Genomic DNA, 24,149 nt, shown 5'->3' on the forward strand with positions numbered 1-24,149 from the left:
CCCACCCCACTCACGGGGGCAGGCACGCGAGATCGGGATCGAGCGCTGCCTCCACCGCCCATGGGATCTTCCGGGGAGGGCGCAATTGGCGAACGGAGGAACAGACAATGCGTGCAAACAACAAGCATTCGGGCAGCCGACAGGCTGGCGCGGGCAAGGGCGGGCGCTCAGTCGCCAGCCTCTATCAGGAGATCACAGACCGCATCGTTGCCGAACTGGAGCGCGGCACCGTGCCATGGGTCAAGCCCTGGGGCAGGGCAAAGGCAGCCCTTGGCCTTCCCAGGAATGCAGCCACCCAGCGCCGCTATTCCGGCATCAATATCCTGATCCTGTGGGGCGCCGTCATCGAGCGCTCATACCCCAGCCAGAACTGGCTCACCTTCCGGCAGGCGCTTGCCCTTGGCGGCAATGTCAGGAAGGGCGAACACGGCACCACCATCGTGCATGCCGATCGCTTTGTCCCAAAGGACGAGAAGGAACGGGCCAAGGCCGATGGCGATGAGCCGCAGGCCGTGCCTTTTTTGAAGCGCTTCACCGTCTTCAATGTCGCGCAGTGCGATAACCTGCCCGAACATCTCTATGCCGCCGCCGAACCGCTGCCCGCGCGCCAGATCGTCCCGCAAGCCGAGGCGCTCATTCATGCAAGTGGTGCTGATTTCCGTATCGGTGGCGATCGCGCCTTCTACATGCCCGGCAGCGACACCATCCAGGTGCCGCCACAGCCGGCTTTCTTCCACCAGATCGACTACTACCGGACCTGCTTTCATGAACTTGGCCACTGGACCGGCCACCCGACGCGGCTTGCGCGCGACCTCTCCGGCTCGTTCGGTTCCAAGGCCTATGCGCGCGAGGAACTGGTCGCCGAAATCGCAGCGGCTTTCGTCTGCAGCAGTCTCGGCATTGAGCCGACGGTGCGCCACGCCGACTATATCGGCTCATGGCTGACGGTTCTGCGCGAGGACAATCGCGCCATTTTCCGTGCCGCCAGCCATGCCTCGAAAGCCGCCGATTTCCTGCTTGGCCTCAATGCCGACGTCGAAAGCGAGGCGCATGCCGAGATCGAAGGTGAGGCGAATGCCGAGATCGCCGCGTGAGCGCGCTCCATCGCCATGCGCGAGCGCCTTGCGCTTCTGACGGCGCGCCGATGCGCGCCCGCGCGCGGCGCACCAGCCGCTCGTATCCGCCTGTTTCAAAAAGCCGCACTCAATCAGCCCGAACCGTCTTGAAGGAATTCCGCAATGATCCTGATCACCGATGAACTGCGCGCCCGGCTCCTCGCCAACGGCGCTGCCGACACCGAAACCGACCACGCACCGGTCGTGAAACTGTTCGATCCGGCCGGTCCTGCGATCTGGCTCCTGACCGAACTCGATGTAGACGGCGACACGCTGTTCGGCCTTTGCGACCTCGGCTTCGGCTTCCCTGAACTCGGCAGCGTCAGCCTTGCCGAACTCGAATCCATCAAGGGTCCGCTCGGACTGGGCATCGAGCGCGACCTTTATTTCATAGCGCGTTTTCCGCTGTCCGTTTATGCGGAGGCCGCGCGCAGCGCCGGCCAGATCACCGAAGCCGAGCGGCTTCTGCGGCAGGCAGCGGAAGCACTCGCCAAATCCCATTCCGAGCTTCCGCCAGACGCGGCGGAGCCAGAGCGCCGCTAGGCGCAAACCCGTCCCCGCCGCATCGGCCTTCGGTCTCCCGGGCGGGGACAATCGCACCCCAAACGAAGGAAAAGACACGAAGCTTGCCCATATTCCGCTCGGCCGACTGAATATTTCCGCCCTCAACATGCGCCACGGAAAACGCACGCCCGACCTGTCCGACAAAACATGTCGCGGACGGCGATGTCGCCGAAAAGGTGAAGACGCAAAAGAAGATCATCCGCGACTTTCTTTCGGGCGATAACGCCGCAGACAAGTCGAGACCTGGCTGCCGTGCTGGATGAAATTCCTGTCGAAAGCTACACCGATCGAGGCGGCTTCCGCACCGCCGATCAATGGGCACGGGTCAGGTCGCTGTTCGTCTGCGAATAGCCTGTCACGGCCGGCCGCGGCTTCTCGGCAGCAGCCCTTCGGCACTGTACCCCGGTCGCAGTGGCTGCATGTTCGAGCTTCCTTTGCCCCGCATCGCGCACCAAAATCCAGGCCGGCAAACTCCTGATCCCCATGGATCGGTCCGCCCGCCCGATGCCTGATCTGCGCCCAACCTGCGGTCACGATCTCGATCGGCGTGGGCACCTGATCAGCCGCAGGCCTTGTAAATTCCCGCCCCTCCTGCCTGGCTGTAGCGACCGCGTTTCCCATGCTCTCCTGCTCTCTTCAAGGACCATTCCCCTGCGGCTGGCTTGTGACCTATGGGCGGATCCGGCCGCCCGAAACCCTCGCCGATCAGCTTTTTTCCCCGCCGCCTGCGGCGGCTTCCTCGCGCCGCTTCGCTTCAAAAAAGCTGCCCGCTCGGGTCCTCCGCTATCGCTTCGGCCCTGTCGGGTTCAGGCGGTCCGGACGCGCCCATTACGGTCCGCCATCGCAGGGGATGGTCCCCGGCGACAGCAAAAGGAGCTTCGAAATGACCGCGATCGGTTACGTCAACAAGCAGGAAAACGGCGGCTACAAGGGCCAGCTCAAGACGCTCAGCGTCCGCGCCGACATCGACATCGTCCCCAACCAGGCCAAGAGCGCCGACAACCATCCCGACTTCCGGGTGCTGACGCAAGGGGTCGAAGTTGGCGCCGGCTGGATCCGCACCGGCGAAACCTCCGGCAAGGACTATGTGAGCCTGTCGATTGCGGCGCCGGAGTTCGGACCGCGCAAGCTCTACGCCAATCTCGGCCGCGCCGCCGGCCAGGACGATGACGACACCTACGCCATCATCTGGAACCCGGCCGACTGATCGGCCGACCCGAGCCTCGCGCCCCAGCCGGCGCGGGGCTCATTCCCAGGCGCTCCAGCCAAACCCGTCCGCCCGAAAAGGCGGCGAAAACTCTCCCCGGACTCTTCGCCCGTCCCGGAGGCGATCTCGCTCGCCCATCCTCGCCCTCGCTTGTCCGAAGCGAAACGAGGATCACCATGGACGACGAAAACGAACGCGCGGCCCGCGCCAAAAAGGGCAGTCCCTTTCTCAGCACAGCCCAAGCAGCCTTCTATATCGGGCTCTCCCAGCGCACCCTGGAAAAGATGCGGCTCACGGGCGGCGGCCCGAAATTCCGCAAGCACGGCCGCTATGTCCGCTACCACATCGACGAACTCGATGGATGGTCGAAAGGACACCCGCAGTACGCCGGTAACGAGGGTGGTGAGGCCGGTTCCGGCCAAGCCGGCCAGGGAGGCCGAGCATGAGCCGGCGCCCTTCCATCCGTCTGATCGGCAGCCGCCTGCGGCGCCTCCAGGCACGCAAAACCATCGCCGCTGCCGTGATTGGACTGACCCTGATCGGCTTCGCCGGCACCGTCAAACCAAGGCCCTGGCTGGTCTGGAACGCCTCTGCCAGCGCGCCCGTCGGCCTCTATCGCCTCGGGTTTGCAGCACCGGCTCGGGGCGATCTGGTGCTCGTCCGCCCGCCAGAATCGCTCGCCGAACTCGCCGCGGAACGCGGCTATCTGCCCCGCAACGTGCCACTGGTAAAACGTCTTGCCGCGGTTCCGGGCGACGATGTCTGCGCCTTCAATGACGCGATCATCATCGAAGGCGAGATCGTTGCGCGACGGCTGGCGAAGGATACCAGAGGCCGCCCGCTGCCATGGTGGAACGGGTGCCGGACACTCGCCGACAACGAAATCTTCCTGCTCGGCAGCGACGATATTCGGTCATTCGACAGCCGCTACTTCGGGCCGGTGCCGCGCGAAAATGTCATCGGGAGGCTCGTGCCGCTATGGACCGAGTGACCCTCCTGATGCTCAGCATGATCACCTTTGCGCCATGCGCCTGTTCCGCCTCGACCGGCGCTGAACCGGTCGCCATCTCCCAAAATCCGCACCTTCAAAGGTGGCACGAGTTCACAGACGAAGCAAGCAGACGCTTCCGTATTCCTCCCGCCTGGATTTACGCCGTCATGGGTGCAGAAAGCGGCGGCAAGACCATGCTCGACGGCCGCCCAATTATCTCACGCGCGGGCGCAATGGGCCTCATGCAGGTGATGCCGGAAACGTATGAGGACATGCGTGCCGAGTACGGTCTGGGAGCCGATCCGCACGATCCGCGTGACAATATTCTCGCCGGAACCGCCTATCTCAGCGCCATGTTTGACCGCTTCGGATTCCCCGGCCTGTTTGCCGCCTATAACGCAGGACCCGAGCGCTACGAAGAGCATTTGAAGCGTGGGAAGCCGCTGCCCAAGGAGACGGTTGCCTATCTCAAACAGCTCAGGGGGAAGGGGATTTCGGCAGACGACATTGATCAATTCGAAGGGGACTCCAAGGCGCCAAACAGCCAAAACGCTCCCTCCGGCCGCTCGCTCTTCTTCCTTCGTAACGGCGTTCGCGCCGGCGAAGCGAAAGGCGATCTCTTTGTGCCGCTGCGCGTCAATCGCGCTCGGACGAAACCGAATGGCGGGTGACTCGGCGAGCGGGCGGTTTGCGGGGCGGGAAAGGGCGGGTGCGGAAGCCGGAAAGCGGAAGGGCGGCGTAAGGCAAGATAAAGGCATTGCCTCCAGGAGGCGGCGAAGTCTTTGTCTGCACATCGTTTTTCCTGGAGGCTGCTGGCAGAGCCGGGAGTGTGGGACACGCAAGTATCTGACACTGCTTGAGATTTCTGGGAGGCCACGATGCAGGATGACGAATTCAGGCCGAAGCTCGGCAGAATAGGCTCGCGCGGCTCGAAGGCAGGCAAACGCTTCGCCAGCCAGGTCCAGGCGGCGATCAACAGAGCCGGCGGCCGGCCCCAGCGCGGCGGCCGCTTTAACGGCAGCCGGGCAGGGCGCGGCGGAGCGGCCGCCGCGCTGCTGAACTCACGCGACAGGTATGCTGCCTTCCGGCAGCGGCGGGTGGTGGTCAAGGCGCGCGTCGTCAAGCTGGCCGGCAAAGGCCAGGGTGGGGCGCGTGCGCATCTGCGCTACATCCAACGCGACGGCGTTACCCGGGAAGGCGCGCCTGGCGAGCTCTACGGCGCCGACAGTGATCGCGTCGACAGCAAGGCCTTCCTTGATCGTGCCGATGGCGATCGGCATCAATTCCGCTTCATCGTCGCACCCGAAGACGGCATCCAGTATGACGACCTGAAGCCACTCACGCGCCGGCTCATGGCGCAGATGGAGGAGGATCTCGGCACGAAGCTCGACTGGGTTGCCGTCGATCATTTCAACACCGGCCACCCGCACACCCATATCATCGTCCGTGGCAAGGACGACCGCGGCGAGAACCTCGTCATTGCGCGGGAATATATCTCAAGCGGAATCCGCGAACGGACCGCCGAGCTGGTCAGCCTCGATCTCGGTCCACGAACCGATCGCGAGATCGAGCACCGCCTGCGGCAGGAAATGGAGCAGGAGCGCTTCACCAGCATCGACCGGCAGCTGCTCAGCATGCGCGACAGCGATGGACTGGTTTCTCCGGTCGGCCGCGACGCCTTTCGACAGACCCTGCACCAGGGCCGCCTGCGCAAACTCGGACGGATGGGTCTGGCCGAGGAGATCAGCTCCGGCCGCTGGCGCCTCGACGATGAGCTCGAAGCGACACTGCAGCGCATCGGCGAGCGCGGTGACATAATCAAGACGATGCACCGAGACATTGCGGGTAAAGGACTATCCCGAAGTGCAGCCGACTGTGTGATCCACGATCAATCCGGGCAGCTCGCGCAACCTTTCGTTGGCCGCCTTGTGGCGCGCGGGCTTGCCGACGAGATCAACGACCGCCACTACCTCATAGTGGATGGGGTGGACGGGAAAAGCCACTACATCGATGTCGGCAAAGGCGAGGCCACCGAACCGACGCCCGACGGCTGCATCGTCCGTGTCACGCCGAGAAACACCGGGCCGAGGCAGGTTGACCGCACCGTCGCCGAGATCGCTGCCGTCCACGGGGGGCGCTACAATGTTGATATCCACCTGAAGCATGATCCGTCTGCCAGCGAACGCTTCGCCGAAACCCATGTGCGTCGTCTGGAAGCCATTCGCCGCGGAACCGGCACTGTCAGGCGCGAAGCCGACGGCACATGGATTATCGCGCCGAACCATCTCGACCAAGTCGCCGACTACGAGCGCAAGCGAGCCATGGCTGTGCCTGTTGTCGTCGACAAGCTCTCATCAATGCCGCTGGATCAGCAAATCGGGTTCGACGGTGCCACCTGGATCGACCGGGAAATGGTTTCCGATTCACCGGAGACCCTGCGCAACTCCGGCTTTGGCCGTGACGTGCGGGAGGCGCAAGCCCGCAGGCGGCAATGGCTGATTGCTCAGGGTCTCGCGCATGAAGAGCAGGACCGCACCGTCTATCGCGCCAACATGATTTCGATCCTCCGCCAGCGTGAACTGAACCGTGTTGCCGGTCAGCTCTCGGAAGAGCTCGGTCTGTCCTATGCTGAAGTGCGACCCGGAGACCGGGTACAAGGCACTCTCCGCCGCTCAGTTGAGCTCGCCAGCGGCAAATACGCCCTTATCGAGAAATCGCGCGAGTTTGTGCTCGTCCCGTGGCGGCCGGTGCTCGAGCGGCATATCGGCAAAGAGATTTCTGGCATAGTGCAGCGAGACGGTATCTCCTGGAACATCGGTCGGCAAAGGAGTGGGCCTAGCGTTTCATAACTTGTGTGGCAGCCATGCGTGAGTGCGGTGTGCCTTGGACTGGCCCGGCAAGAGTTCGACCAAGGCGCTCCGAGAGCGTGAGTGCCACCAGCTCTGGTAGGTCTATCGGACCAACGACAGCGCGCCCGTGGCCAATTGCGATCCCATTCTAACCAAGATGCTCGGGCTCGCGCCAGATCGCCGTTAAGCTTGCCGGAGCTCGCGCAAACGTCGAGGACATTTGCTGAACCAGCTCGACAAAAAACAAGGGATCGATCTCCTCCCGGCTGCTGTCGCTGTGGATGCCCTTCCACATGGCATGAGCATAAGGGTATTCCGAGCAACGAGTCCGCCTCCGCTTCAATGGCTCGCGAACGATCTGACGAGGTCGAGCAATTTGGCCATGCGCTTCGAGCATCAGAGTATCGCCGCTTTCCAAGCTGATCGGTGGACGAGGTGAACCGCTATTATGCTCCGAAAAGGCGAGGCTCGTCGCACCGATGGGTGTAACAATGTCGACATCGGCGATAAACATTACGAGCATCGTCGGCTGTAGGCGAGCATCATGCTTCCGTCCCAATTCGGGAGGGAGCCATGAGCAGCCCCAACACCTCGAAAATTGGCCTCGCCTACTCAAAAGACCGGACCGTGCGCAGCCGATTCATAACCCAGCAACGGCACACAAAAACGAACTGCTGCTGCGCATGTCTCCGGCCGACCCGCAATTGCTCAGCCCACACGTTCACCGCAGCTATCTGCCATTGAGAACGCAACTCGAAACCGCAAACGCTCCTATAGAGGCTGTCTACTTCTTTGAGATGGGGATCGGCCCGGTGGTGGCGAAACTCCGGCCGGAGCTCGACGCCGAAGTTGTCGTCATCGGTTTCGAGGGCAGCGTTGATCATGGGTGTGTCGGTAGCTTTTCAAGTAGTCCGACTTTTGTAGCACATCAGCTGTCCGCTTTGGGTTGACGGCGAAGCCCGGATGAAAGCGGAAGAACACCCGGGGCCGCTTGCTGGTTCAGGTGACTGCCGCGGCAGGCTCCTGCGCATGTGCTTGTCGCTGCCCTTGCGTCGTTTCCGGTGAAGCGCCGACCTCGTGTCGAGACGCAGTCAAGGTTGGCCGCCGCGCTACCGCGGGCGCCGGCTGCGACGCTTCCAGGCCACGCCTTGAGGGGCGTTGAGCCGCCGGCCGGGATGTCAGCGTGCCGATGGAAGTCAGGGTCGTTGCCACGCGCTGTTTGGCATTGTCCAGAACTGATGAGTTTGGCGCAAGTTCCAGACGGCCGACAGTGCGCGTGAGCAAACATGCAGGAGTTTGCCAAGGCGGCCAGCAAGGCAGTCGAACAGGCAAAGGGAAGGTCCGGGTGACTGCATCCCTCAGCGGAGATGACGAGTAGCCCGCCGCTTCGATCTGATGAGTTCAAGCAGCTCAGCCTCATCCGCGTCAGCCTCTTCTTCCAACGCGACCAAAATATCCAGGGCGAGGTTGTCGGCCTCCAACGATGAGCGGGCGATATGCTCGTCACTGCATATCTGGTCGAATACCCGTTGGCATAGATCGAGATCGGCAGGGTATAGACCGGCCCGTTTGAACGGCATTTTGAAAACCCCTAAGCATTGTAGCAGTCAATGGATCTAAGGGCCGTTAACTGGGCGAGTCAACAGCATGTAAAAGCGGACATTGCGATGATCGTTACGCCTCAGCCGACTACGGAAACTCGTCCCAACTGGCGGTTGGTGGACGCAAGCCGGCACCGCGCGTACCGTTTCTCGCTGGTCAACACGTCCTCTTCTATCCATTGGCTGGATGGCAGCCATCCCAACAATCGATTTTACCTGTTTTACCGAATTCTACTAGGAGGCTCAGCGCCGGGCGGTGTCCTTCGGGTCGGCTGAGGCTACCGGGAAGAATTCGGAGACGATCATGTGCGGGATTGTTGGCATCGTTGGGCATCAGCCGGTGTCTGATCGGTTGGTCGACGCTTTGAAGCGTCTCGAATATCGAGGATATGACTCAGCCGGCGTTGCCACCATCACCGAGGGCTCGTTGCACTGCCGGCGCGCCAAGGGCAAGCTCATCAATCTCGAGACGAGGTTGAAGGAAGAGCCGCTGAGTGGCACCATCGGCATCGCACACACGCGCTGGGCAACGCATGGGGCACCGACTGAGCGCAACGCGCACCCGCACTTTACGGACGGTGTGGCCGTCGTTCACAACGGCATTATCGAGAATTTCGCCGAGTTGAAGGACGAACTGGTGGCGGCGGGCGCCGAGTTCCAGACCGACACCGACACCGAGGTCGTCGTGCATCTCTTGGCAAGACACCGCCGGGAGGGCATGGGGCGGGGTGAGGCAATGCACGCCATGCTGAAGCGCGTCAGGGGCGCCTACGCGCTTGCCATTCTCTTCGAGGATGATCCGTCGACCATCATGGCGGCGCGCAATGGACCACCGCTGGCGATCGGTCACGGCGACGGCGAGATGTTCCTGGGCTCCGACGCCATGGCGCTAGCTCCCTTCACAAATGCAATCACATATCTCGTCGACGGCGACTGGGCCGTTATCGGCAAGGCAGGCGCCGATATCTTCGATTTCGATGGCCATCCCGTCGAACGTCCGCGCCAGACTTCCACGGCCGGGGCATACCTGGCCAATAAGGGCAACCGTCGCCACTTCATGGAGAAGGAAATTTACGAGCAGCCCGAGGTCATCGCCCGTGCGCTCGGTCATTACATCAACTTCGAAGGGAATCGCGTCGATACGGTTTCGAGCATAGATTTCGCCAGCATCCCGAGCCTGGCGATCTCGGCTTGCGGCACCGCCTATCTGGCCGGACTGATCGCAAAATACTGGTTCGAGCGCTATGCGCGCCTGCCGGTCGAAATCGACGTTGCGTCCGAATTCCGCTACCGGGAGATCCCGTTGCCGCCGGAATCGGCGGCTCTTTTCATTTCGCAATCCGGCGAAACCGCCGATACGCTCGCGTCCCTGAGGTACTGCAAGGGGCGTGGGCTGAAAACCGGCGCTGTCGTCAATTCCCGCGAATCGACCATCGCTCGGGAGGCCGACGCGATCTTCCCGATCCTTGCCGGCCCGGAGATCGGCGTCGCCTCCACCAAGGCTTTCACGTGCCAGCTTGCGGTTCTGGCCACACTCGCCATCGGCGCTGCCAAGGACCGTGGAACGCTAACTGAATATGAGGTGAAGGCGCTCGTCCGGAGCCTTGCCGAAATGCCGGGCGTCATGGGCCGGGTACTGAACAGCATCCAGCCAGATATCGAGCTCCTGTCGCGCGAACTGTCAAAGTGTCATGGTGTCCTGTATATTGGCCGCGGCACCAGTTTCCCACTGGCGATGGAAGGTGCGCTGAAGCTCAAGGAGATTTCCTACATCCATGCTGAGGGCTATGCGGCTGGCGAATTGAAGCATGGTCCGATCGCATTGATAGACGAGAACATGCCAGTGATCGTCATCGCGCCACATGATCGCTTTTTCAACAAGACCGTCTCCAATATGGAGGAAGCGGCCGCCCGTGGAGGGCGGATTATCCTCATCACCGATGAAAATGGGGCCGCTGCGTCGAAACTCAACACGATGCATACGATCGTGCTGCCGGCCGTCGACGAGATTATCGCACCTATGATTTTCTCGCTGCCGATACAGCTTCTTGCCTATCATACGGCGGTCTCCATGGGCAAAGATGTCGATCAGCCGCGCAATCTCGCAAAATCGGTCACCGTCGAATGATTGTGACGCCCTCATAGCTGGCATGCGTCCATCGGAAATTCACTTCAAAGCGTCACCGGCATTTGGATGTCGACGAGACGCAGATCAGGTCTGCGACCAAGTGGGCATATTTGCTCCACCGCAAGTTTTCAGTCTGAGCGATTCTGCCCATTCCCTCATCGCACCTGGTCGTGCGTAGTGCGCATTTCAGTTCACATCGCGCCGCGCGATGCTTGGCCCCGCATGTACAGAACTGCGGAGCAAGCCAATGACGCCTACGAAGTTGCTGATTGGGCAGATCGCCGTCGTGTTCGCAATCGTGATACTCGGCGTATGGGCGGCCACGCAGTGGTGCGCCCACATGCTCGGCCATCAACCGCCACTCGGCGCGCCATGGTTAGTCGCGGCTGGCTGGCAGATCTACAAGCCGTGGAAACTGTTCGAATGGTGGTTCCACTTCGACGCTTATGCGCCCGAGGTCTTCGATAAGGCCGGTGCGCTTGCCGGCGCCAGTGGGTTCGTGGGCTGTGCCGCCGCGATCGCCGGCTCGCTCTGGCGGGCGCGACAGCTCGGGTCGGTCACCACATATGGGTCGTCAAGGTGGGCCGCGACTCACGAGATCGACACGGCAGGGCTGTTTCGGCCGGCCGGCGTTTTCCTAGGCAAGCTGAAGGATCGCTATCTTCGCCATGACGGGCCCGAGCACGTCATGGCCTTTGCCCCAACACGATCAGGCAAGGGCATCGGACTGGTTGTTCCAACTCTTCTGTCCTGGACCGGCTCGGCCGTCATTCACGATATCAAAGGCGAGAACTGGCAGTTGACCTCCGGCTGGCGCTCGAAGTTCTCCTACTGTCTCCTGTTCAATCCGACCGATCCGAGGTCGGCGCGCTATAACCCGCTGCTGGAGGTACGAAAAGGTCCAGACGAGGTCCGCGACGTCCAGAACATCGCCGACATCCTGGTAGATCCGGAAGGCGCGCTGGACCGGCGGAACCACTGGGAGAAAACCAGTCACTCACTGTTGGTCGGTGCCATTTTGCACGTGCTTTACGCCGAAGAGGAAAAGACGCTCGCTCGCGTCGCCACCTTCCTGTCGGACCCGCAACGCTCGTTTGCCGCGACACTACGGCGGATGATGACGACCAACCATCTCGGCGCGGCGGATAAGCCCCAGGTCCATCCTGTCGTGGCCTCGGCAGCTCGCGAGGTGTTGAACAAGTCGGAGAACGAGCGTTCGGGCGTTCTTTCGACCGCCATGTCGTTTCTCGGCCTCTATCGCGATCCTACGGTGGCGGCAGCGACATCAGCCTGCGACTGGCGCATTGCCGATCTCCTGGATGCTGAGCGACCGATGTCACTGTATCTGGTCGTGCCGCCATCGGACATCTCGCGCACGAAGCCGCTGGTGCGACTTGTGCTCAATCAGATCGGCAGGCGTCTGACGGAGCGGCTGGAGGGGGATCCTAAGAAGAGCAGGAACCATCAACTGCTCATGATGCTGGACGAATTCCCGGCGCTCGGTCGCCTTGATTTCTTCGAAACCGCGCTCGCTTTCATGGCCGGCTATGGCATCCGTGCATATCTGATCGCGCAATCCTTGAACCAGATCTCCAAGGCGTATGGGGACAACAATGCCATTCTCGACAACTGCCATGTGCGGATTGCCTTTTCCTCCAATGACGAGCGCACGGCCAAACGCATTTCGGACGCGCTCGGCACGGCGACGGAGCTGAGGTCCATGCGCAACTATGCCGGCCATCGCTTGGCGCCCTGGCTGTCGCACGTGATGGTTAGCCGCCAGGAGACCGCCCGCCCACTATTGACACCGGGCGAGGTGATGCAGTTGCCGCAAGCCGATGAACTGGTGTTGGTTTCAGGGCTGCCGCCGATCCGGGCGAAAAAGCTGCGCTACTACCAGGATCGAAATTTCACCGAGCGCGTGCTTTCTGCGCCGGTATTGTGCGACGGCGCCTACGCGGATCGGCCAGTACCGCGTCCGGACTGTTGGATCGGGCAGGTGCGGGGCGTTGACCGCCGTCTTGCTGGCCGCGGCGAAAGCGCGGGCGAGGCAATTGAAGATGAAGGAGGTGTCCAGCAACAGCGACATCCGGGTCTGCCTGAAGAGCATACAGCCGTCACTCTGGAGCCCGACCGGGACGACCTGCTCAAGCCCGCGGACGATGATAGCGAGGCAGTTGCCGACAGGCGCGTGATGGACCGAATTTCCACTGCCGCACGCGCCTATGGCATCAACGAGGGGACGGGCGACAACAAGGACATTGTGCCCGGCTTCTGAAAGAAGCTGCCGAAGGCAGAGCGCAAATCAGCGTAGATAACGGCCATAAGCAATTTCGAGGAAGTCGCCGATGCTCGTTCCCGCCCGCGCAACAGCGCTGGGACAGTTGGAACGAGCCACATGAGCCCTCAGCGCATTCGTCATCAGTTTCTGCTCGAACCCGACCTGAGCAAGAAACTGGACGACCTCAACCGCGATCCATCGACGACCAAATCAGCGATCGTGGCGAAGGCAGTCGAGGCCTTTATCGAGCGGCGTGGCGAGAACGAGCTCGACCGGCGCTACGGCGTAAGGCTCGACCGTCTTTCTCGTGACCTCGGTCATCTCAGACGCGACGTCGAGATGATCCTAGAGAGCCTGGCGCTCTTCATTCGCTTTTCCATCACGCTTCATGCTCACACGCCAGTCCCGGACAGGGCGACGCAGGCGATTGCCCAGGAGCGCTTCGACAAATTCGTCGAGCAAGTGGGCCGCCAGATCGCCTCCGGCAAACGGTCGCTTGGGACGGATAATGGCGGGGGAGGGGAAGGATGAGTTCTCATCCGGAGGTCGACCATCGCCATCGTGCCATGTTGCGCACCGCCATGGGCCCGGCAATCGCTGAGGCCCTTGCCGATTCATCTGTTGTCGAGGTGATGGTCAATCCCGACGGTGCACTGCGGCTCGACCGGCTGGGAGAAGGTCGGGTCGGTACCGGCGTGCATATGCACCCATCCGAGGCGGAACGCATCGTTCGCCTGGTCGCTTCCCATGTGCGTGCCGAGGCGCATGCGGGTAGTCCGATCGTCAGCGCCGAACTGCCCTCGGGCGAGCGCTTCGAGGGGCTGTTGCCGCCAGTCGTTCTGGCGCCATGCTTCGCCATCCGTAAACCGGCCGCAAAACTCTACACGTTGGCCAACTATGTCGCCGACCAAATCATGCTGCCGCTGCAGGCCGATGCGCTGAGGAAGGCCGTGCGCGAGCGGCGCAACATATTGGTCGCAGGCGGCACGTCGTCGGGTAAAACCACGCTCGCCAATGCGCTGCTGGTCGAAGTCGCGGAATGCGACGAGCGGGTGATCTTGATCGAAGACACACGCGAGCTGCAGTGCGCTGCCAAGGACTGCGTTGCACTCAGGACAAGACGGGGCTCGGTGACGCTTGCCGATCTCGTACGCTCGACGCTGCGGCTCAGGCCCGACCGCATCGTCGTCGGCGAAGTCCGGGGTGCGGAAGCCCTCGATATGCTGAAGGCATGGAACACTGGCCACCCCGGCGGCATCGCAACGGTTCACGCCAATTCGGCGCGCTCCGCCCTCTACCGGATCGAGCAACTCGCGCAGGAAGCCGTCGTCACTGTACCACGCCGTCTGATCGCCGATGCCATCGATCTGATTGTCTTCATCGCCGGGCGCGGATCCTCGCGCCGCATTGACGCCATCGCCGAGGTCATCGGTCTCGACGGCAGCGGCGATTACGCCGTCACCCAACTGACGCTCCCGCAACTTCAGCAGTTTTGAAAGGCCAATTCATGTGCAAGAAGCTTCGCTTTCTTTCGTCCACCGCGCTCGTGCTTGTTCTCACGGTCTCAGCCCGCGCAGCAGGCTCCGGCATGCCTTGGGAACAGCCGCTGCAACAGATCCTGGAGTCTGTACAGGGACCGGTCGCCAAGATTATCGCCGTGATCATCATCATCACCACGGGCTTAACCCTTGCCTTCGGTGACACCGCAGGCGGTTTCCGCCGGCTGATCCAGATCGTCTTCGGGCTGTCGATCGCCTTCGCGGCATCGAGCTTCTTTCTCTCCTTCTTCTCCTTTGGCGGCGGAGCACTCGTCTGATGGCCGCTGGAGAGCAGCATATTGAGGGCTTCGCGGTTCCCGTTCACCGGGCATTGACCGAAGCCATCCTGCTGGGCGGTGCACCGCGAGCGGTGGCGATCCTCAACGGCACGGTGGCCGCAGCTATCGGCCTCGGTTTGCAGCAGTGGATCGCAGGGCTGGTGCTGTGGATTGCCGGCCACACGCTGGCGGTCTTTGCCACAAGACGCGATCCAGACTTCGCCAGCGTGCTCGTTCGTCACCTTCGTCTGAAGGGATGGTTGGGATGCTGAACCTGTCAGAATACCGCAGCAAAGCCGACAAACTTGCGGACCATCTGCCCTGGGCAGCGCTCGTCGCGCCCAGCATCGTGCTCAATAAGGACGGCAGCTTTCAGCGGACCTTACGGTTCCGCGGGCCCGATCTCGAAAGCGCGACGGAAGCAGAACTTGTCGGCATCTGCGCCCGGGCAAACAACGCGTTGAGAAGGCTCGGCTCCGGCTGGGCATTGTTCTTCGAAGCCGAGCGCATAGAGGCGCTCGACTATCCTAACTCAACCTTTCCCGACGCCGCGTCTTGGCTGGTCGATGAAGAACGACGCGCGGCCTTCGAGGGCAAGGTCGCGCATTACGAGAGCCGCTATCATCTGACTTTGCTGTTCATGCCGCCCCCGGACGCACGGGCGAGGGCTGAAAGCGCGCTCGTTGACGCACACCAATCTGGCGGCGGGAGAGACTGGCCCCAGGAGCTGGCGCGGTTTCGCGACGAGACCGACCGGGTCCTCGATCTTTTGTCCGGCTTCATGCCCGAGGTGCGCGTGCTCGACGATGCCGAGACCCTGACTTACCTGCACGGCACAATCTCGACCCGCCGCCATCCACTCGCTGTCCCGGAAACGCCGATGTATCTCGACGGCATCCTGGTCGACGCGCCGCTTACCGGCGGCTTGGAGCCTATGCTCGGCGAACACCATCTTCGCACCCTTACCGTCCTCGGATTCCCGAATCTCACCCGGCCCGGGATTCTCGACGCGTTGAATCATCAGGATTTCGCCTATCGCTGGGTGACGCGTTTCATCCCGCTCGACAAGACGGAAGCCACGAAGACGCTGACACGGTTGCGCCGCCAGTGGTTTGCCAAGCGCAAGTCGATCGCGGCCATCCTGCGCGAGGTCGTGACCAACGAACCTGTCCCGCTGGTCGACAGCGATGCCGACAACAAGGCGCTCGATGCCGACGCAGCCCTTCAGGCGTTGGGCGGCGACCATGTCGGCTTCGGTTATCTCACCACAACGGTGACAGTGTGGGATGAGGACCATCAAGCCGCCGCGGAGAAACTTCGCGCGGTCGAGCGCATCATCAATGGGCTCGGCTTCACCACCATCCGCGAAGGCGTCAATGCGGTCGAGGCGTGGCTCGGCTCGCTGCCTGGTCATATCTATGCCAATGTTCGCCAGCCGCTCGTTCACACATTGAACCTTGCGCATCTCATGCCGTTGTCGTCGGTCTGGGCAGGTCCTGCGGCGAACGAGCATCTCGCCAAGGTCACCCAGCGAGAGGCCTCGCCACTTCTGTTCGCAGAGACCAACGGGTCGACACCATTCCGGCTATCCACCCATGTCGACGATGTCGGCCACATGCTGATCGTTGGCCCGACCGGCGCCGGCAAATCGGTGCTGCTTGCCCTGATTGCGCTGCAGTTCCGGCGCTATGCCGGCGCGCAGGTCTATGTCTTCGACAAAGGCAATTCGGCGCGCGCGGCAGTCCTTGCCACGGGTGGAGAACACCACGCGCTGGGTGCTGACGGTGCGCTCGCCTTCCAGCCCCTGCGCAATATCGGCGACCAGGCTGCCCGCAGTTGGGCAGCCGAGTGGATTGCCGGCCTCATTGCGCATGAGAATGTCACCGTCACGCCGGAGGTGAAGGAGGCAATCTGGTCGGCACTCACCAACCTTGCCACCGCGCCGGCGCAGGAACGCACGCTGACCGGCCTTTCGGTCCTGCTTCAGTCCAACGGGCTGAAGTCCGTGTTGATGCCCTACACGCTCGACGGTCCTTTCGGCCGCCTGCTCGACGCCGATGATGATCGGCTGGCCTTATCGAATGTGCAGTGTTTCGAGACGGAAGAGCTGATGCAGAGCCAAGGCGCTGTGCTGCCTGTGCTCACTTACGTCTTCCATCGTCTTGAAGAGCGGTTCGATGGACGGCCGACGCTGCTGATGCTCGACGAGGCTTGGGTCTATCTCGACAATCCGCTCTTTGCCGCCCGTATCCGCGAATGGCTGAAGGTGCTCCGAAAGCGGAATGTCTCGGTGATCTTCGCTACGCAATCGCTGGCTGATATCGCGGGCTCTTCAATCGCGCCGGCGATCATCGAGAGCTGCCCCCAGCGCATTTTCCTTCCCAATGATCGTGCTGTGGAACCGCAAGCGCGGGCAGCCTACGAGCGCTTCGGCTTGAACGAGCGGCAGATCGAATTGATCGCCCGCGCCACGCCCAAGCGCCACTACTATCTTCAGTCACGTAGCGGAAACCGTCTCTTCGAGCTCGGGCTTGGCCCCATCACTCTTGCGCTTTGCGGCGCTTCCGATCCGGCGACGCAGACCCTGATCGACAAAATCGAGTCCGAAGACGGGCAAGACAGCTTTGCCTCCCGCTTTCTGAGCGCGCGCGGCCTCGATTGGGCTGCCGAGCTTCTCCAGCAATTCCCTCAACCAGACATGGAGCAATCCTCATGATTGGACGCCGTCTTTTCACCAGCCTGATCACCGTTTCCCTGATCGCCAAGCCAATGGCCGACTATGTGCAGCCGGCCTACGCCCTTATCGTGTTCGACCCATCCAATTATGCGCAGAACGTGCTGACGGCGGCGCGCGCGCTGGAGCAGATCAACAACCAGATCCAGTCGCTGCAGAACCAGGCAACCATGCTGCAGAACATGGCGCGCAATCTTCAGCGTCTGGATTTCTCTTCCGTGGGCCAACTCACCGGTTCGCTCCATCGCATTGACGGTTTGATGGACCAGGCGAGTGGCCTCAGTTTTGATCTGGGCAAGCTTCAAGACCAGTGGCGCAGCCAATATCCAGAAAGCTACGAGGCCACGATCAAGGTCAGCGATGTGGCAACCGCTGCGCGCGAGCGCTGGCAGAGCGCCATGCAGGCGTTCCGCCAGACCATGCGGGCCCAGTCGCAGATCGTCGAGAACGTCCGCGCCGACGGCGACCTGCTTGCCGATCTCGTCAACCGCAGCCAAGGGGCAGCCGGTGCGCTTCAGGCAAGCCAGGCCACCAACCAGCTGATCGCGCTTTCAACTAAGCAGCAGATGCAGATCCAAACGCTGCTCGCGACTCAGTTTCGAGCTGAGGCCGAGGATGCCGCGCGCAAGGCGCAGTCCGAGGAAGCCGCCCGCGAGACAACCAAGCGCTTCCTGGGTACCGGCTCGGCCTATCCCGGCAACTGATCACCAACTCTGACGAGGAAGGCGGCGGCATGAACGACCTTGGCGTCATCGATCGCTTCATGGAGACCTTCATCCGCTACATTGATAGCGGGTTCGGTCTGCTTTCGGGCGACGTCGCCTTCCTCACCACCATCCTGATCGGCATCGACATCACGCTGGCCGGGCTGGCCTGGGCGCTCGGCGACGAGCCCAACATTCTCGGCCGGCTTACCCGCAAGGTGCTCTATGTCGGCGTCTTCGCCTTCATCTTGAATAATTTTAAGAACCTCGCCGACATCATCTATCGCTCCTTTGCCGGGCTCGGCATCAACGCGTCCTCCGGCAATCTCTCCCCAGACAATCTCCTGCGCCCGGGCCGCATCGCCGCGACCGGTTTCGAAGGCGCTTGGCCGCTGCTTGATCAGGCAAGTCAGCTGCTCGGCTTTCCAGAAATCTTCGTCAACGCGCTGACCATCTTCGTGCTGCTCATGGCCTGGTTCTTGGTCATCATCGCCTTCTTCATCCTTTCCATTCAGCTGTTCATCACAATCCTTGAGTTCAAGCTCACCACGCTTGCCGGCTTTGTTCTGGTTCCCTTCGCACTCTGGAATCGATCGGCGTTTCTGGCCGAACGCGTGCTCGGCAATGTCATCTCTTCAGGCATCAAGGTGATGGTACTTGCCGTCATCGTCGGCATCGGCTCCACACTCTTCGGCGAGTTTGCTTCCGCGCTGCAAGGCAAGGAGCCGGACCTGGCCGCCGCGATGTCACAGGTGCTGGGCGCGCTGGCGTTGCTTGGGCTCGGCATCTTTGGGCCCGGCATCGCGTCGGGTCTAGTGTCCGGCGCGCCGCAGCTTGGCGCGGGCGCCGCACTTGGCACGACTGCGGCGGCTGCTGGTGCATCGCTCGTTGCCGGAGGCACGGCATTTGCTGGCGCGCGCATGGCAGCCGGCGGCAGTCTCGCCGCAATTCGGGCCGGCACAACGATGGGATCGGCTGCTTTAACGGCCTGGCAGATCGGGCGAGCAACCTCGCCCCACACCGGCCTGTCCGGTGTGGCTGCTGGATTGCAGGGCGTGACCAGTGCCGCCGGCGGCTCCGCGATGCGAGCAGCAAGAGCTGCCGCCGGAACGTTCGGGCGCAGCGCCGATGCCGGCCGGGAAGCGGCATGGACCGCGACCGGTGGTGCGCCCACCGCGTCCATGACTGGAAACCCAACCGCTGCAGATCCTAATGCCGCTCCGACGTGGGCAAGGCGCTTGCGTTCCGAACAGACCGCCCGTGCCCACCGCCACGCCGCCATGCAGGCTGTCCGTGAAGGCGACAGGCCGGGAGGCAGCGCCAATCCCTCTCTCAACGACAAGGATGACTAGATGCTGTTCAAGCGACCCGTTCAACGTTACGGCAAGACACCCGAACCGGTCACGCCGTATCAAAAGGCCGCCCAGCTATGGGACGAGCGCATCGGCTCATCTCGAGTACAGGCTAGGAACTGGCGGCTCATGGCCCTCGGCTGTCTGGCCTTGGCGACCGGGCTCTCTGGCGGACTCGTATGGCAGTCGATGCAGAGCCGTGTTGTGCCTTACGTCGTCGAGGTCGACCGCTTCGGCGAGGCACGCGCCGTCGCGCCGGCTATCCAAGACTACGAGCCCTCCGACGCCGAGATAGCCTGGCACCTCGGCCGCTTCATCCAGAATGTCCGTTCCGTCTCCACTGATCCGGTGCTGGTGCGGCAGAACTGGCTGGCGGCTTACGACCTTGCCACCGACCGTGCGGCACTCTTCCTCAATGAGTACGCCAAGGCAAACGATCCCTTCGGTCAGATCGGAACGCGCAGCGTGTCCGTCCAGGTGACCAGCGTGGTCAGGGCTTCCGACAGCTCGTTCCAGGTCAAATGGACTGAGCAGGTCTTTGATCGCGGCAGCCTTGCCAGCACCACGCGCTGGACCGCGATCCTCACCATCGTGATCCGCCCGCCAAGCAATACGGATCAGCTGCGCAACAATCCGCTCGGTGTATTCATCAACGCCATCGACTGGTCGCGCGAGCTCGACAGTGCCGCACCGACATCCGTTTCCCCGAAGGAGCCCGCCGATGACAAATAGAGCCCAATCGTTCCGTGCCGCGCTGATCCTATCCGCATCGGCAGCAGTTCTCTCGGCCTGCGCATCGAAGCCGGTGCCGCCTGAGATTTCGTATGATGCTGCCGACTTCAAAGCAGCGGCAATCGAGAAGGCGCCAGAGACACCGGTCAAGATAGTCGAGGTGCCAAAGCCGTTGCCGCTCCCCGGCCAGTTGCAGCCAGAACCGGGCAAAATCGCCGACGACAAGCGCTCTCCTGAAGAACGCGTCGCCGACGCCAACAAGGCGGCGACGCAGCAACCCACCCGGTATGGCTACGTCAATGCGGTGCAGGTCTATCCCTTCACCGATGGCGCGCTTTATCAGCTCTATGCCGCGCCGGAGCGCGTCACCGACATCGCCCTACAGCCGGGCGAGAAACTGACAGCCGTGTCAGCCGGGGACACGGTGCGCTGGGTCATCGGCGATACCGTCAGCGGCACCGGCGACGACCAGCGCACCCATGTGCTGGTAAAACCCTTCGCGCCGGGGCTTAGCACCAATCTGGTGATCACCACGGAACGACGCACCTACCATTTGCAGCTTCAAAGCACGGATAAGACCGCTATGGCGGCGATCTCCTGGACGTACAGCGAGGACCAGATCGTCGCGCTCCGCCAGCGTAACGCTCAGGCCGAGGCTACCATGCCGGTGGCGTCGAACGTGGCGCTCGAAAACATTCGCTTTCGCTACTCGATTAGGGGCGACACACCGCCCTGGAGACCGACGCGAGCCTTCGATGATGGCAGCAAGGTCTATATCGAGTTCCCGCGCCGCATAGATCAGGGAGAGGCCCCGCCACTCTTCATCGTCGGCTCTGACGGGGACAACCAGCTCGTCAACTACCGCATGCGCGGCAACTACTACATTGTCGATCGGCTCTTCGCCGCGGCCGAACTACGCCTCGGCACCAAGCAGCAGCAAGTGGTGCGCATCACAAGGACGGACGGCCGGCAACCGTCGCGTCGCGTATCTCTCTTTGCGCGCTCCAGCAGGTGAGGAGAGGGGCCTTATGACCGACACTTCCCCATCCAATGCTCCGCCAAAACTCGATCCCGAGCAGCTGCAGTTACGGGCCTCGCCCCGCCGCGCCGTGCGGTTCAGGCGCGGCGTGATCATCGCCATCGCTGCCGTTGGGTCCGGTGCCATCCTGGGCGTCACGATGATGGCGCTGCAGGGACCGGCGCTTCGCTTCAAAGAACAGGCGGAAGATCTCTACAACACTGACCGCAAGCCAACCCCTGAAGGACTTGAAACACTTCCCAAGGACTATTCCGGAGTGAAGCCGAACCCTCCTGTGCTTGGACCACCACTGCCGGGCGACCTCGGTCGCCCCATCCTTGAGCGGCGGCGACAGCTCGGCATCGCGCCAGGGCAGGACAACTCCGCCGAGGAGCAGCGCGTTGCCCAGCAGGCGATTGAGGCGCGCGAATCACAAGTCTTCTTCCGCATTGAAAATCGACCCATGGAGGCGGGCATCGGCGGTAACGCGAAAAGTGCCCAGCAGCCGTTCGGGGCGCCTCCGCAATCTGATGCCGCTCGGCCGTCAGATTCCGTTGCCCCGGCTGAGGGCGATCAGAACAATCAACAACGCAAGCTCGATTTTGTCAGCCAGCGCAACACCAGCGGGATCTACAACCCGCATGCATTGCAGACGCCAGCTTCGCCAAATCAGCTCATGGCCGGCAGCGTGATCGCCGCAAGTCTCATCACCGGCATAAATTCCGACTTGCCCGGGTTTGTCGTCGCGCAGGTCACCGAGAACGTGCACGATACGCTCACCGGCAGCATCCTGCTTATCCCGCAAGGCTCGCGGCTGATCGGGACCTATGACAGCGTCGTCGCTTTTGGGCAAAAACGGGCGCTTCTGGTTTGGCAGCGAATAATACTGCCAGACGGTTCTTCGATCGAAATCGACAATCTGCCGGCGACAGACACTGCCGGCTATGCCGGGCTCGAGGACAAGATCGATTTCCACACCTGGCAGCTGATCAAGGGAGTCGCGCTGGCCACATTGCTGGGCGTCGGCACCGAGTTAAGTTTTGGAGAAAACGAAAGCGATCTGGTCAAAGCGATCCGGGAATCCACTCAGCAGAACGTCAGTCAAGCCGGCCAGCGCATCACCGAGAAGAACCTCAATGTTCAGCCCACCATCACCATCCGCCCAGGTTGGCCACTGCGCGTCATCGTGCACAAGGATCTGGTGCTGCGGCCATACGCAAGTTGAGCGGGAGTGAATATGGCCAACTTGAAACTTGGAAAGCTTCCAGACCGAACACCTTCGAAGATTACCATCACCGTCAGCGCGGAGTTGGGCCAAGCGCTCAAGGAGTATGCTGCCCTTTATCGTCAGGCCTATGGCGAGTCTGAAACGGTGGCAGAACTCATCCCTTTCATGCTGGCGGGGTTTCTGGAAGGCGACCGAGCGTTTGCCAAGGCCAGAAAAGAAGGTTTGCCGACGTCCAGCATGCCGGAGAAGTCGCGGCGTCTGGCACGCTCAGATTCCGAGTAACCGAGGCAATGAGTGAACCGCCCGCACACGAGCCTCGATGGGCTAACTCCGCTTGAATATGTAACCCGATCCGTCAAGGATCACACGTGAACAGGCTCACTCACAAATGGAGGCAAACAGGGGAGCACGTCACCGCGACCGCACTCTTTGGCTCAAACTGCAACCGAGTGCCTGGCCCTTCCGCTTTGGAAATATTTGTCGAACCTGGCCGCGATGCTTCGGACGAATGGGCGACTTTCAGCCGGCACGACGAAACGGTCGCCATCCAGTTCGAGCAATCGAACGGGATCGTGGAGGGCCATGGTACTCGACTCAAGAAGGAGCTTCTGGCCGGCTTTGCCGAAGCGTTCCACCATGTCGACTGCCGAGAAGGCGAAATCACACATTAGCCTCTCGATGATCCAGCCGCGAACGCGGTCGTCGTCGGAAAGCGCGATACCGCGGACAACCGCCAGCCCGCCATGCGCGACCATACTTCCGTACTCGGCGGTTGAAATATTGTTCTGCACGTAGCCCTGGCGAAAACGGCCGATGGACGAAGGGCCAAGCCCGATCAGTGTCTCGCAGCGATCCTCCGTGTAGCCCTGAAAATTGCGATGCAAAGCCCCTGCGCGGGCCGCTATCGCCAAGGCATCGCCTGGCTTGGCGAAATGATCGAGCCCTATTGCTTCATACCCCTTGTCCACAATCGCTCGCGCGGCAAGTTGCGATTGCGCCAAGCGCTCCGTGGGGCCAGGCAGCCACGCCTCTTTGATTATCGTCTGATGCTTCTTGAACCAGGGCACATGCGCGTAGCCGAACAGCGCCATCCTGTCCGGTTCCAGGGTCAGCGCCTGCGCTACGGTGGAACAGACGCTCTCCCTGCTCTGGTGAGGCAATCCGTAAAGCAGGTCCAGATTGACGGAACCGACGCCGCGGGAGCGAACTCCGTCGACGACAGCTTTCGTTCGCAAAAGGCTTTGCTCGCGGTTGATTGCCTTTTGCACTTTTGGCTCGAAATCCTGGACGCCGAGACTCGCCCTGGTCATGCCGATTTCGGCCAGCGCATCAAGGCGCGCCTCATCCATGTCGTTTGGATCGATCTCGACGCTGATTTTTGTGTCCGGGACAAAATCGAAGCTGTCCCGCAAGAACGCGCCAAGCGCCACCATGTCCCCGGGCTTCAGCATGGTGGGCGAACCGCCGCCGAAGTGGACTGCGCGGACATGGCCCTTGCCGCTGACGAGTCCCGCAACCGTCGCGATCTCCGCGTGTAGCGAGCGCAGATAGGCCGTCACCGGCTCATAGTGGCGCGTCTGTTTGGTATGACACGCACAGAACCAGCAGAGTCTGTCGCAATAGGGGATGTGCAGATAGAGCGAGATCTCGCCGCCACTTTTGAGCGCCTCCAGCCAGCCACGATAAACCGCAGGATTGACGCCCGTGTGGAAATGCGGTGCAGTCGGATAACTGGTATAACGCGGGACGTTCTCGCCAACCCGGGCAGCTAATTCGGACTGCATGTCGTGGTCCACCATGTTTGCATCGCTGGAACTCTGGGCTTATTG

The 24,149-nt window shown here is 62.0% G+C and carries 24 protein-coding genes; 20 read left to right on the forward strand and 4 right to left on the reverse strand.

Features of this window, described 5'->3' with window-relative positions; translation table 11 throughout:
• Positions 1-107: 107 nt before the first annotated feature.
• From AC0L17_RS31040 to rlxS, 7 genes are all read left to right on the forward strand, one after another.
• Positions 108-1,094, forward strand: a complete 987-nt coding sequence (locus AC0L17_RS31040) for an ArdC family protein (protein ID WP_473518563.1) — start codon at positions 108-110, stop codon at positions 1,092-1,094.
• Positions 1,095-1,238: 144 nt separating this feature from the next.
• Positions 1,239-1,658 (forward strand): DUF2958 domain-containing protein, encoded by a 420-nt coding sequence (locus AC0L17_RS31045; protein ID WP_473518564.1) that lies wholly within the window; start codon positions 1,239-1,241, stop codon positions 1,656-1,658.
• A 904-nt stretch (positions 1,659-2,562) separates the two neighbouring features.
• The gene (locus tag AC0L17_RS31050) at positions 2,563-2,886 is read left to right on the forward strand and encodes a DUF736 domain-containing protein (RefSeq protein ID WP_065010508.1); all 324 of its coding nucleotides are present in this window, start codon (positions 2,563-2,565) and stop codon (positions 2,884-2,886) included.
• A gap of 176 nt (positions 2,887-3,062) precedes the next feature.
• Positions 3,063-3,332 carry a helix-turn-helix transcriptional regulator gene (locus tag AC0L17_RS31055; RefSeq protein WP_473479475.1) on the forward strand — a complete coding sequence of 90 codons (270 nt, stop codon included), beginning with the start codon at positions 3,063-3,065 and terminating at the stop codon, positions 3,330-3,332.
• Positions 3,329-3,877 carry a conjugative transfer signal peptidase TraF gene (gene traF, locus AC0L17_RS31060; RefSeq protein WP_473518565.1) on the forward strand — a complete coding sequence of 183 codons (549 nt, stop codon included), beginning with the start codon at positions 3,329-3,331 and terminating at the stop codon, positions 3,875-3,877. The genes AC0L17_RS31055 and traF overlap by 4 nt, the downstream gene beginning before the upstream one ends.
• Positions 3,865-4,548 carry a lytic transglycosylase domain-containing protein gene (locus AC0L17_RS31065; RefSeq protein ID WP_473518566.1) on the forward strand — a complete coding sequence of 228 codons (684 nt, stop codon included), beginning with the start codon at positions 3,865-3,867 and terminating at the stop codon, positions 4,546-4,548. The genes traF and AC0L17_RS31065 overlap by 13 nt, the downstream gene beginning before the upstream one ends.
• Positions 4,549-4,755: 207 nt before the next feature.
• Entirely contained in the window at positions 4,756-6,726 is a 1,971-nt protein-coding gene (rlxS, locus tag AC0L17_RS31070) for a relaxase/mobilization nuclease RlxS (RefSeq protein ID WP_473518567.1), read from the forward strand.
• 148 nt (positions 6,727-6,874) lie between these two features.
• Here the strand turns inward: rlxS and AC0L17_RS31075 are convergent, their stop codons facing one another.
• The 3 genes from AC0L17_RS31075 to AC0L17_RS31085 form a co-directional block, all read right to left on the reverse strand.
• Positions 6,875-7,240, reverse strand: a complete 366-nt coding sequence (locus tag AC0L17_RS31075; RefSeq protein ID WP_473518568.1) for a hypothetical protein — start codon at positions 7,238-7,240, stop codon at positions 6,875-6,877.
• Between the two features lie 94 nt (positions 7,241-7,334).
• Positions 7,335-7,610: a hypothetical protein gene (locus tag AC0L17_RS31080; RefSeq protein WP_473518569.1), complete on the reverse strand. Its 276-nt coding sequence runs from the start codon at positions 7,608-7,610 to the stop codon at positions 7,335-7,337.
• A 474-nt stretch (positions 7,611-8,084) separates the two neighbouring features.
• Entirely contained in the window at positions 8,085-8,306 is a 222-nt protein-coding gene (locus tag AC0L17_RS31085) for a hypothetical protein (protein WP_473479490.1), read from the reverse strand.
• A gap of 325 nt (positions 8,307-8,631) precedes the next feature.
• Here AC0L17_RS31085 and glmS point away from each other — a divergent pair, with 325 nt between their 5' ends.
• From glmS to AC0L17_RS31150, 13 genes are all read left to right on the forward strand, one after another.
• The gene (glmS, locus tag AC0L17_RS31090) at positions 8,632-10,455 is read left to right on the forward strand and encodes a glutamine--fructose-6-phosphate transaminase (isomerizing) (RefSeq protein ID WP_473518570.1); all 1,824 of its coding nucleotides are present in this window, start codon (positions 8,632-8,634) and stop codon (positions 10,453-10,455) included.
• A 247-nt stretch (positions 10,456-10,702) separates the two neighbouring features.
• Entirely contained in the window at positions 10,703-12,733 is a 2,031-nt protein-coding gene (locus tag AC0L17_RS31095; RefSeq protein ID WP_473479495.1) for a conjugal transfer protein TraG, read from the forward strand.
• Positions 12,734-12,853: 120 nt separating this feature from the next.
• Positions 12,854-13,267, forward strand: coding sequence for a CopG family transcriptional regulator (locus AC0L17_RS31100; RefSeq protein ID WP_065010491.1), 414 nt, complete (start codon positions 12,854-12,856; stop codon positions 13,265-13,267).
• On the forward strand, positions 13,264-14,232 hold the full coding sequence (gene trbB, locus AC0L17_RS31105; RefSeq protein ID WP_473479497.1) for a P-type conjugative transfer ATPase TrbB: 969 nt from the start codon (positions 13,264-13,266) through the stop codon (positions 14,230-14,232). The genes AC0L17_RS31100 and trbB overlap by 4 nt, the downstream gene beginning before the upstream one ends.
• Before the next feature lie 11 nt (positions 14,233-14,243).
• A complete protein-coding gene (locus tag AC0L17_RS31110) occupies positions 14,244-14,552 on the forward strand; it encodes a TrbC/VirB2 family type IV secretion system protein (RefSeq protein ID WP_008871922.1) in 309 nt (102 codons plus the stop codon).
• Entirely contained in the window at positions 14,552-14,824 is a 273-nt protein-coding gene (locus AC0L17_RS31115) for a VirB3 family type IV secretion system protein (protein WP_473479500.1), read from the forward strand. Before AC0L17_RS31110 ends, AC0L17_RS31115 begins: the two co-directional genes overlap by 1 nt.
• A complete protein-coding gene (gene trbE, locus AC0L17_RS31120) occupies positions 14,818-17,268 on the forward strand; it encodes a conjugal transfer protein TrbE (RefSeq protein WP_473518571.1) in 2,451 nt (816 codons plus the stop codon). Before AC0L17_RS31115 ends, trbE begins: the two co-directional genes overlap by 7 nt.
• Positions 17,265-17,990, forward strand: coding sequence for a P-type conjugative transfer protein TrbJ (trbJ, locus tag AC0L17_RS31125; RefSeq protein ID WP_008871925.1), 726 nt, complete (start codon positions 17,265-17,267; stop codon positions 17,988-17,990). The genes trbE and trbJ overlap by 4 nt, the downstream gene beginning before the upstream one ends.
• Before the next feature lie 29 nt (positions 17,991-18,019).
• The gene (trbL, locus tag AC0L17_RS31130; RefSeq protein WP_473518572.1) at positions 18,020-19,342 is read left to right on the forward strand and encodes a P-type conjugative transfer protein TrbL; all 1,323 of its coding nucleotides are present in this window, start codon (positions 18,020-18,022) and stop codon (positions 19,340-19,342) included.
• Positions 19,343-20,074, forward strand: a complete 732-nt coding sequence (gene trbF, locus AC0L17_RS31135; RefSeq protein WP_473518573.1) for a conjugal transfer protein TrbF — start codon at positions 19,343-19,345, stop codon at positions 20,072-20,074.
• Positions 20,064-21,089 carry a P-type conjugative transfer protein TrbG gene (trbG, locus tag AC0L17_RS31140; RefSeq protein WP_473518574.1) on the forward strand — a complete coding sequence of 342 codons (1,026 nt, stop codon included), beginning with the start codon at positions 20,064-20,066 and terminating at the stop codon, positions 21,087-21,089. The genes trbF and trbG overlap by 11 nt, the downstream gene beginning before the upstream one ends.
• Before the next feature lie 13 nt (positions 21,090-21,102).
• Positions 21,103-22,317: a TraB/TrbI/VirB10 family type IV secretion system protein gene (locus AC0L17_RS31145; protein ID WP_473518575.1), complete on the forward strand. Its 1,215-nt coding sequence runs from the start codon at positions 21,103-21,105 to the stop codon at positions 22,315-22,317.
• A gap of 12 nt (positions 22,318-22,329) precedes the next feature.
• On the forward strand, positions 22,330-22,602 hold the full coding sequence (locus tag AC0L17_RS31150) for a DUF2274 domain-containing protein (RefSeq protein ID WP_473479515.1): 273 nt from the start codon (positions 22,330-22,332) through the stop codon (positions 22,600-22,602).
• A gap of 152 nt (positions 22,603-22,754) precedes the next feature.
• On the opposite strand, the gene hemN is transcribed toward AC0L17_RS31150, so the two are convergent.
• On the reverse strand, positions 22,755-24,104 hold the full coding sequence (gene hemN / locus AC0L17_RS31155) for an oxygen-independent coproporphyrinogen III oxidase (RefSeq protein WP_473518576.1): 1,350 nt from the start codon (positions 24,102-24,104) through the stop codon (positions 22,755-22,757).
• Positions 24,105-24,149: the final 45 nt, after the last annotated feature.

It is taken from the genome of Mesorhizobium sp. WSM4829, assembly GCF_055811475.1.

Excerpts from the sequence above, each read along its gene's own strand:
- AC0L17_RS31040 (WP_473518563.1), top strand. The coding sequence starts at position 108 with ATGCGTGCAAACAACAAGCATTCGGGCAGCCGACAGGCTGGCGCGGGC.
- AC0L17_RS31045 (WP_473518564.1), top strand. The coding sequence starts at position 1,239 with ATGATCCTGATCACCGATGAACTGCGCGCCCGGCTCCTCGCCAACGGC.
- AC0L17_RS31050 (WP_065010508.1), top strand. The coding sequence starts at position 2,563 with ATGACCGCGATCGGTTACGTCAACAAGCAGGAAAACGGCGGCTACAAG.
- AC0L17_RS31055 (WP_473479475.1), top strand. The coding sequence starts at position 3,063 with ATGGACGACGAAAACGAACGCGCGGCCCGCGCCAAAAAGGGCAGTCCC.
- traF (WP_473518565.1), top strand. The coding sequence starts at position 3,329 with ATGAGCCGGCGCCCTTCCATCCGTCTGATCGGCAGCCGCCTGCGGCGC.
- AC0L17_RS31065 (WP_473518566.1), top strand. The coding sequence starts at position 3,865 with ATGGACCGAGTGACCCTCCTGATGCTCAGCATGATCACCTTTGCGCCA.
- rlxS (WP_473518567.1), top strand. The coding sequence starts at position 4,756 with ATGCAGGATGACGAATTCAGGCCGAAGCTCGGCAGAATAGGCTCGCGC.
- AC0L17_RS31075 (WP_473518568.1), bottom strand. The coding sequence starts at position 7,240 with ATGTTTATCGCCGATGTCGACATTGTTACACCCATCGGTGCGACGAGC.
- AC0L17_RS31080 (WP_473518569.1), bottom strand. The coding sequence starts at position 7,610 with ATGATCAACGCTGCCCTCGAAACCGATGACGACAACTTCGGCGTCGAG.
- AC0L17_RS31085 (WP_473479490.1), bottom strand. The coding sequence starts at position 8,306 with ATGCCGTTCAAACGGGCCGGTCTATACCCTGCCGATCTCGATCTATGC.
- glmS (WP_473518570.1), top strand. The coding sequence starts at position 8,632 with ATGTGCGGGATTGTTGGCATCGTTGGGCATCAGCCGGTGTCTGATCGG.
- AC0L17_RS31095 (WP_473479495.1), top strand. The coding sequence starts at position 10,703 with ATGACGCCTACGAAGTTGCTGATTGGGCAGATCGCCGTCGTGTTCGCA.
- AC0L17_RS31100 (WP_065010491.1), top strand. The coding sequence starts at position 12,854 with ATGAGCCCTCAGCGCATTCGTCATCAGTTTCTGCTCGAACCCGACCTG.
- trbB (WP_473479497.1), top strand. The coding sequence starts at position 13,264 with ATGAGTTCTCATCCGGAGGTCGACCATCGCCATCGTGCCATGTTGCGC.
- AC0L17_RS31110 (WP_008871922.1), top strand. The coding sequence starts at position 14,244 with ATGTGCAAGAAGCTTCGCTTTCTTTCGTCCACCGCGCTCGTGCTTGTT.
- AC0L17_RS31115 (WP_473479500.1), top strand. The coding sequence starts at position 14,552 with ATGGCCGCTGGAGAGCAGCATATTGAGGGCTTCGCGGTTCCCGTTCAC.
- trbE (WP_473518571.1), top strand. The coding sequence starts at position 14,818 with ATGCTGAACCTGTCAGAATACCGCAGCAAAGCCGACAAACTTGCGGAC.
- trbJ (WP_008871925.1), top strand. The coding sequence starts at position 17,265 with ATGATTGGACGCCGTCTTTTCACCAGCCTGATCACCGTTTCCCTGATC.
- trbL (WP_473518572.1), top strand. The coding sequence starts at position 18,020 with ATGAACGACCTTGGCGTCATCGATCGCTTCATGGAGACCTTCATCCGC.
- trbF (WP_473518573.1), top strand. The coding sequence starts at position 19,343 with ATGCTGTTCAAGCGACCCGTTCAACGTTACGGCAAGACACCCGAACCG.
- trbG (WP_473518574.1), top strand. The coding sequence starts at position 20,064 with ATGACAAATAGAGCCCAATCGTTCCGTGCCGCGCTGATCCTATCCGCA.
- AC0L17_RS31145 (WP_473518575.1), top strand. The coding sequence starts at position 21,103 with ATGACCGACACTTCCCCATCCAATGCTCCGCCAAAACTCGATCCCGAG.
- AC0L17_RS31150 (WP_473479515.1), top strand. The coding sequence starts at position 22,330 with ATGGCCAACTTGAAACTTGGAAAGCTTCCAGACCGAACACCTTCGAAG.
- hemN (WP_473518576.1), bottom strand. The coding sequence starts at position 24,104 with ATGCAGTCCGAATTAGCTGCCCGGGTTGGCGAGAACGTCCCGCGTTAT.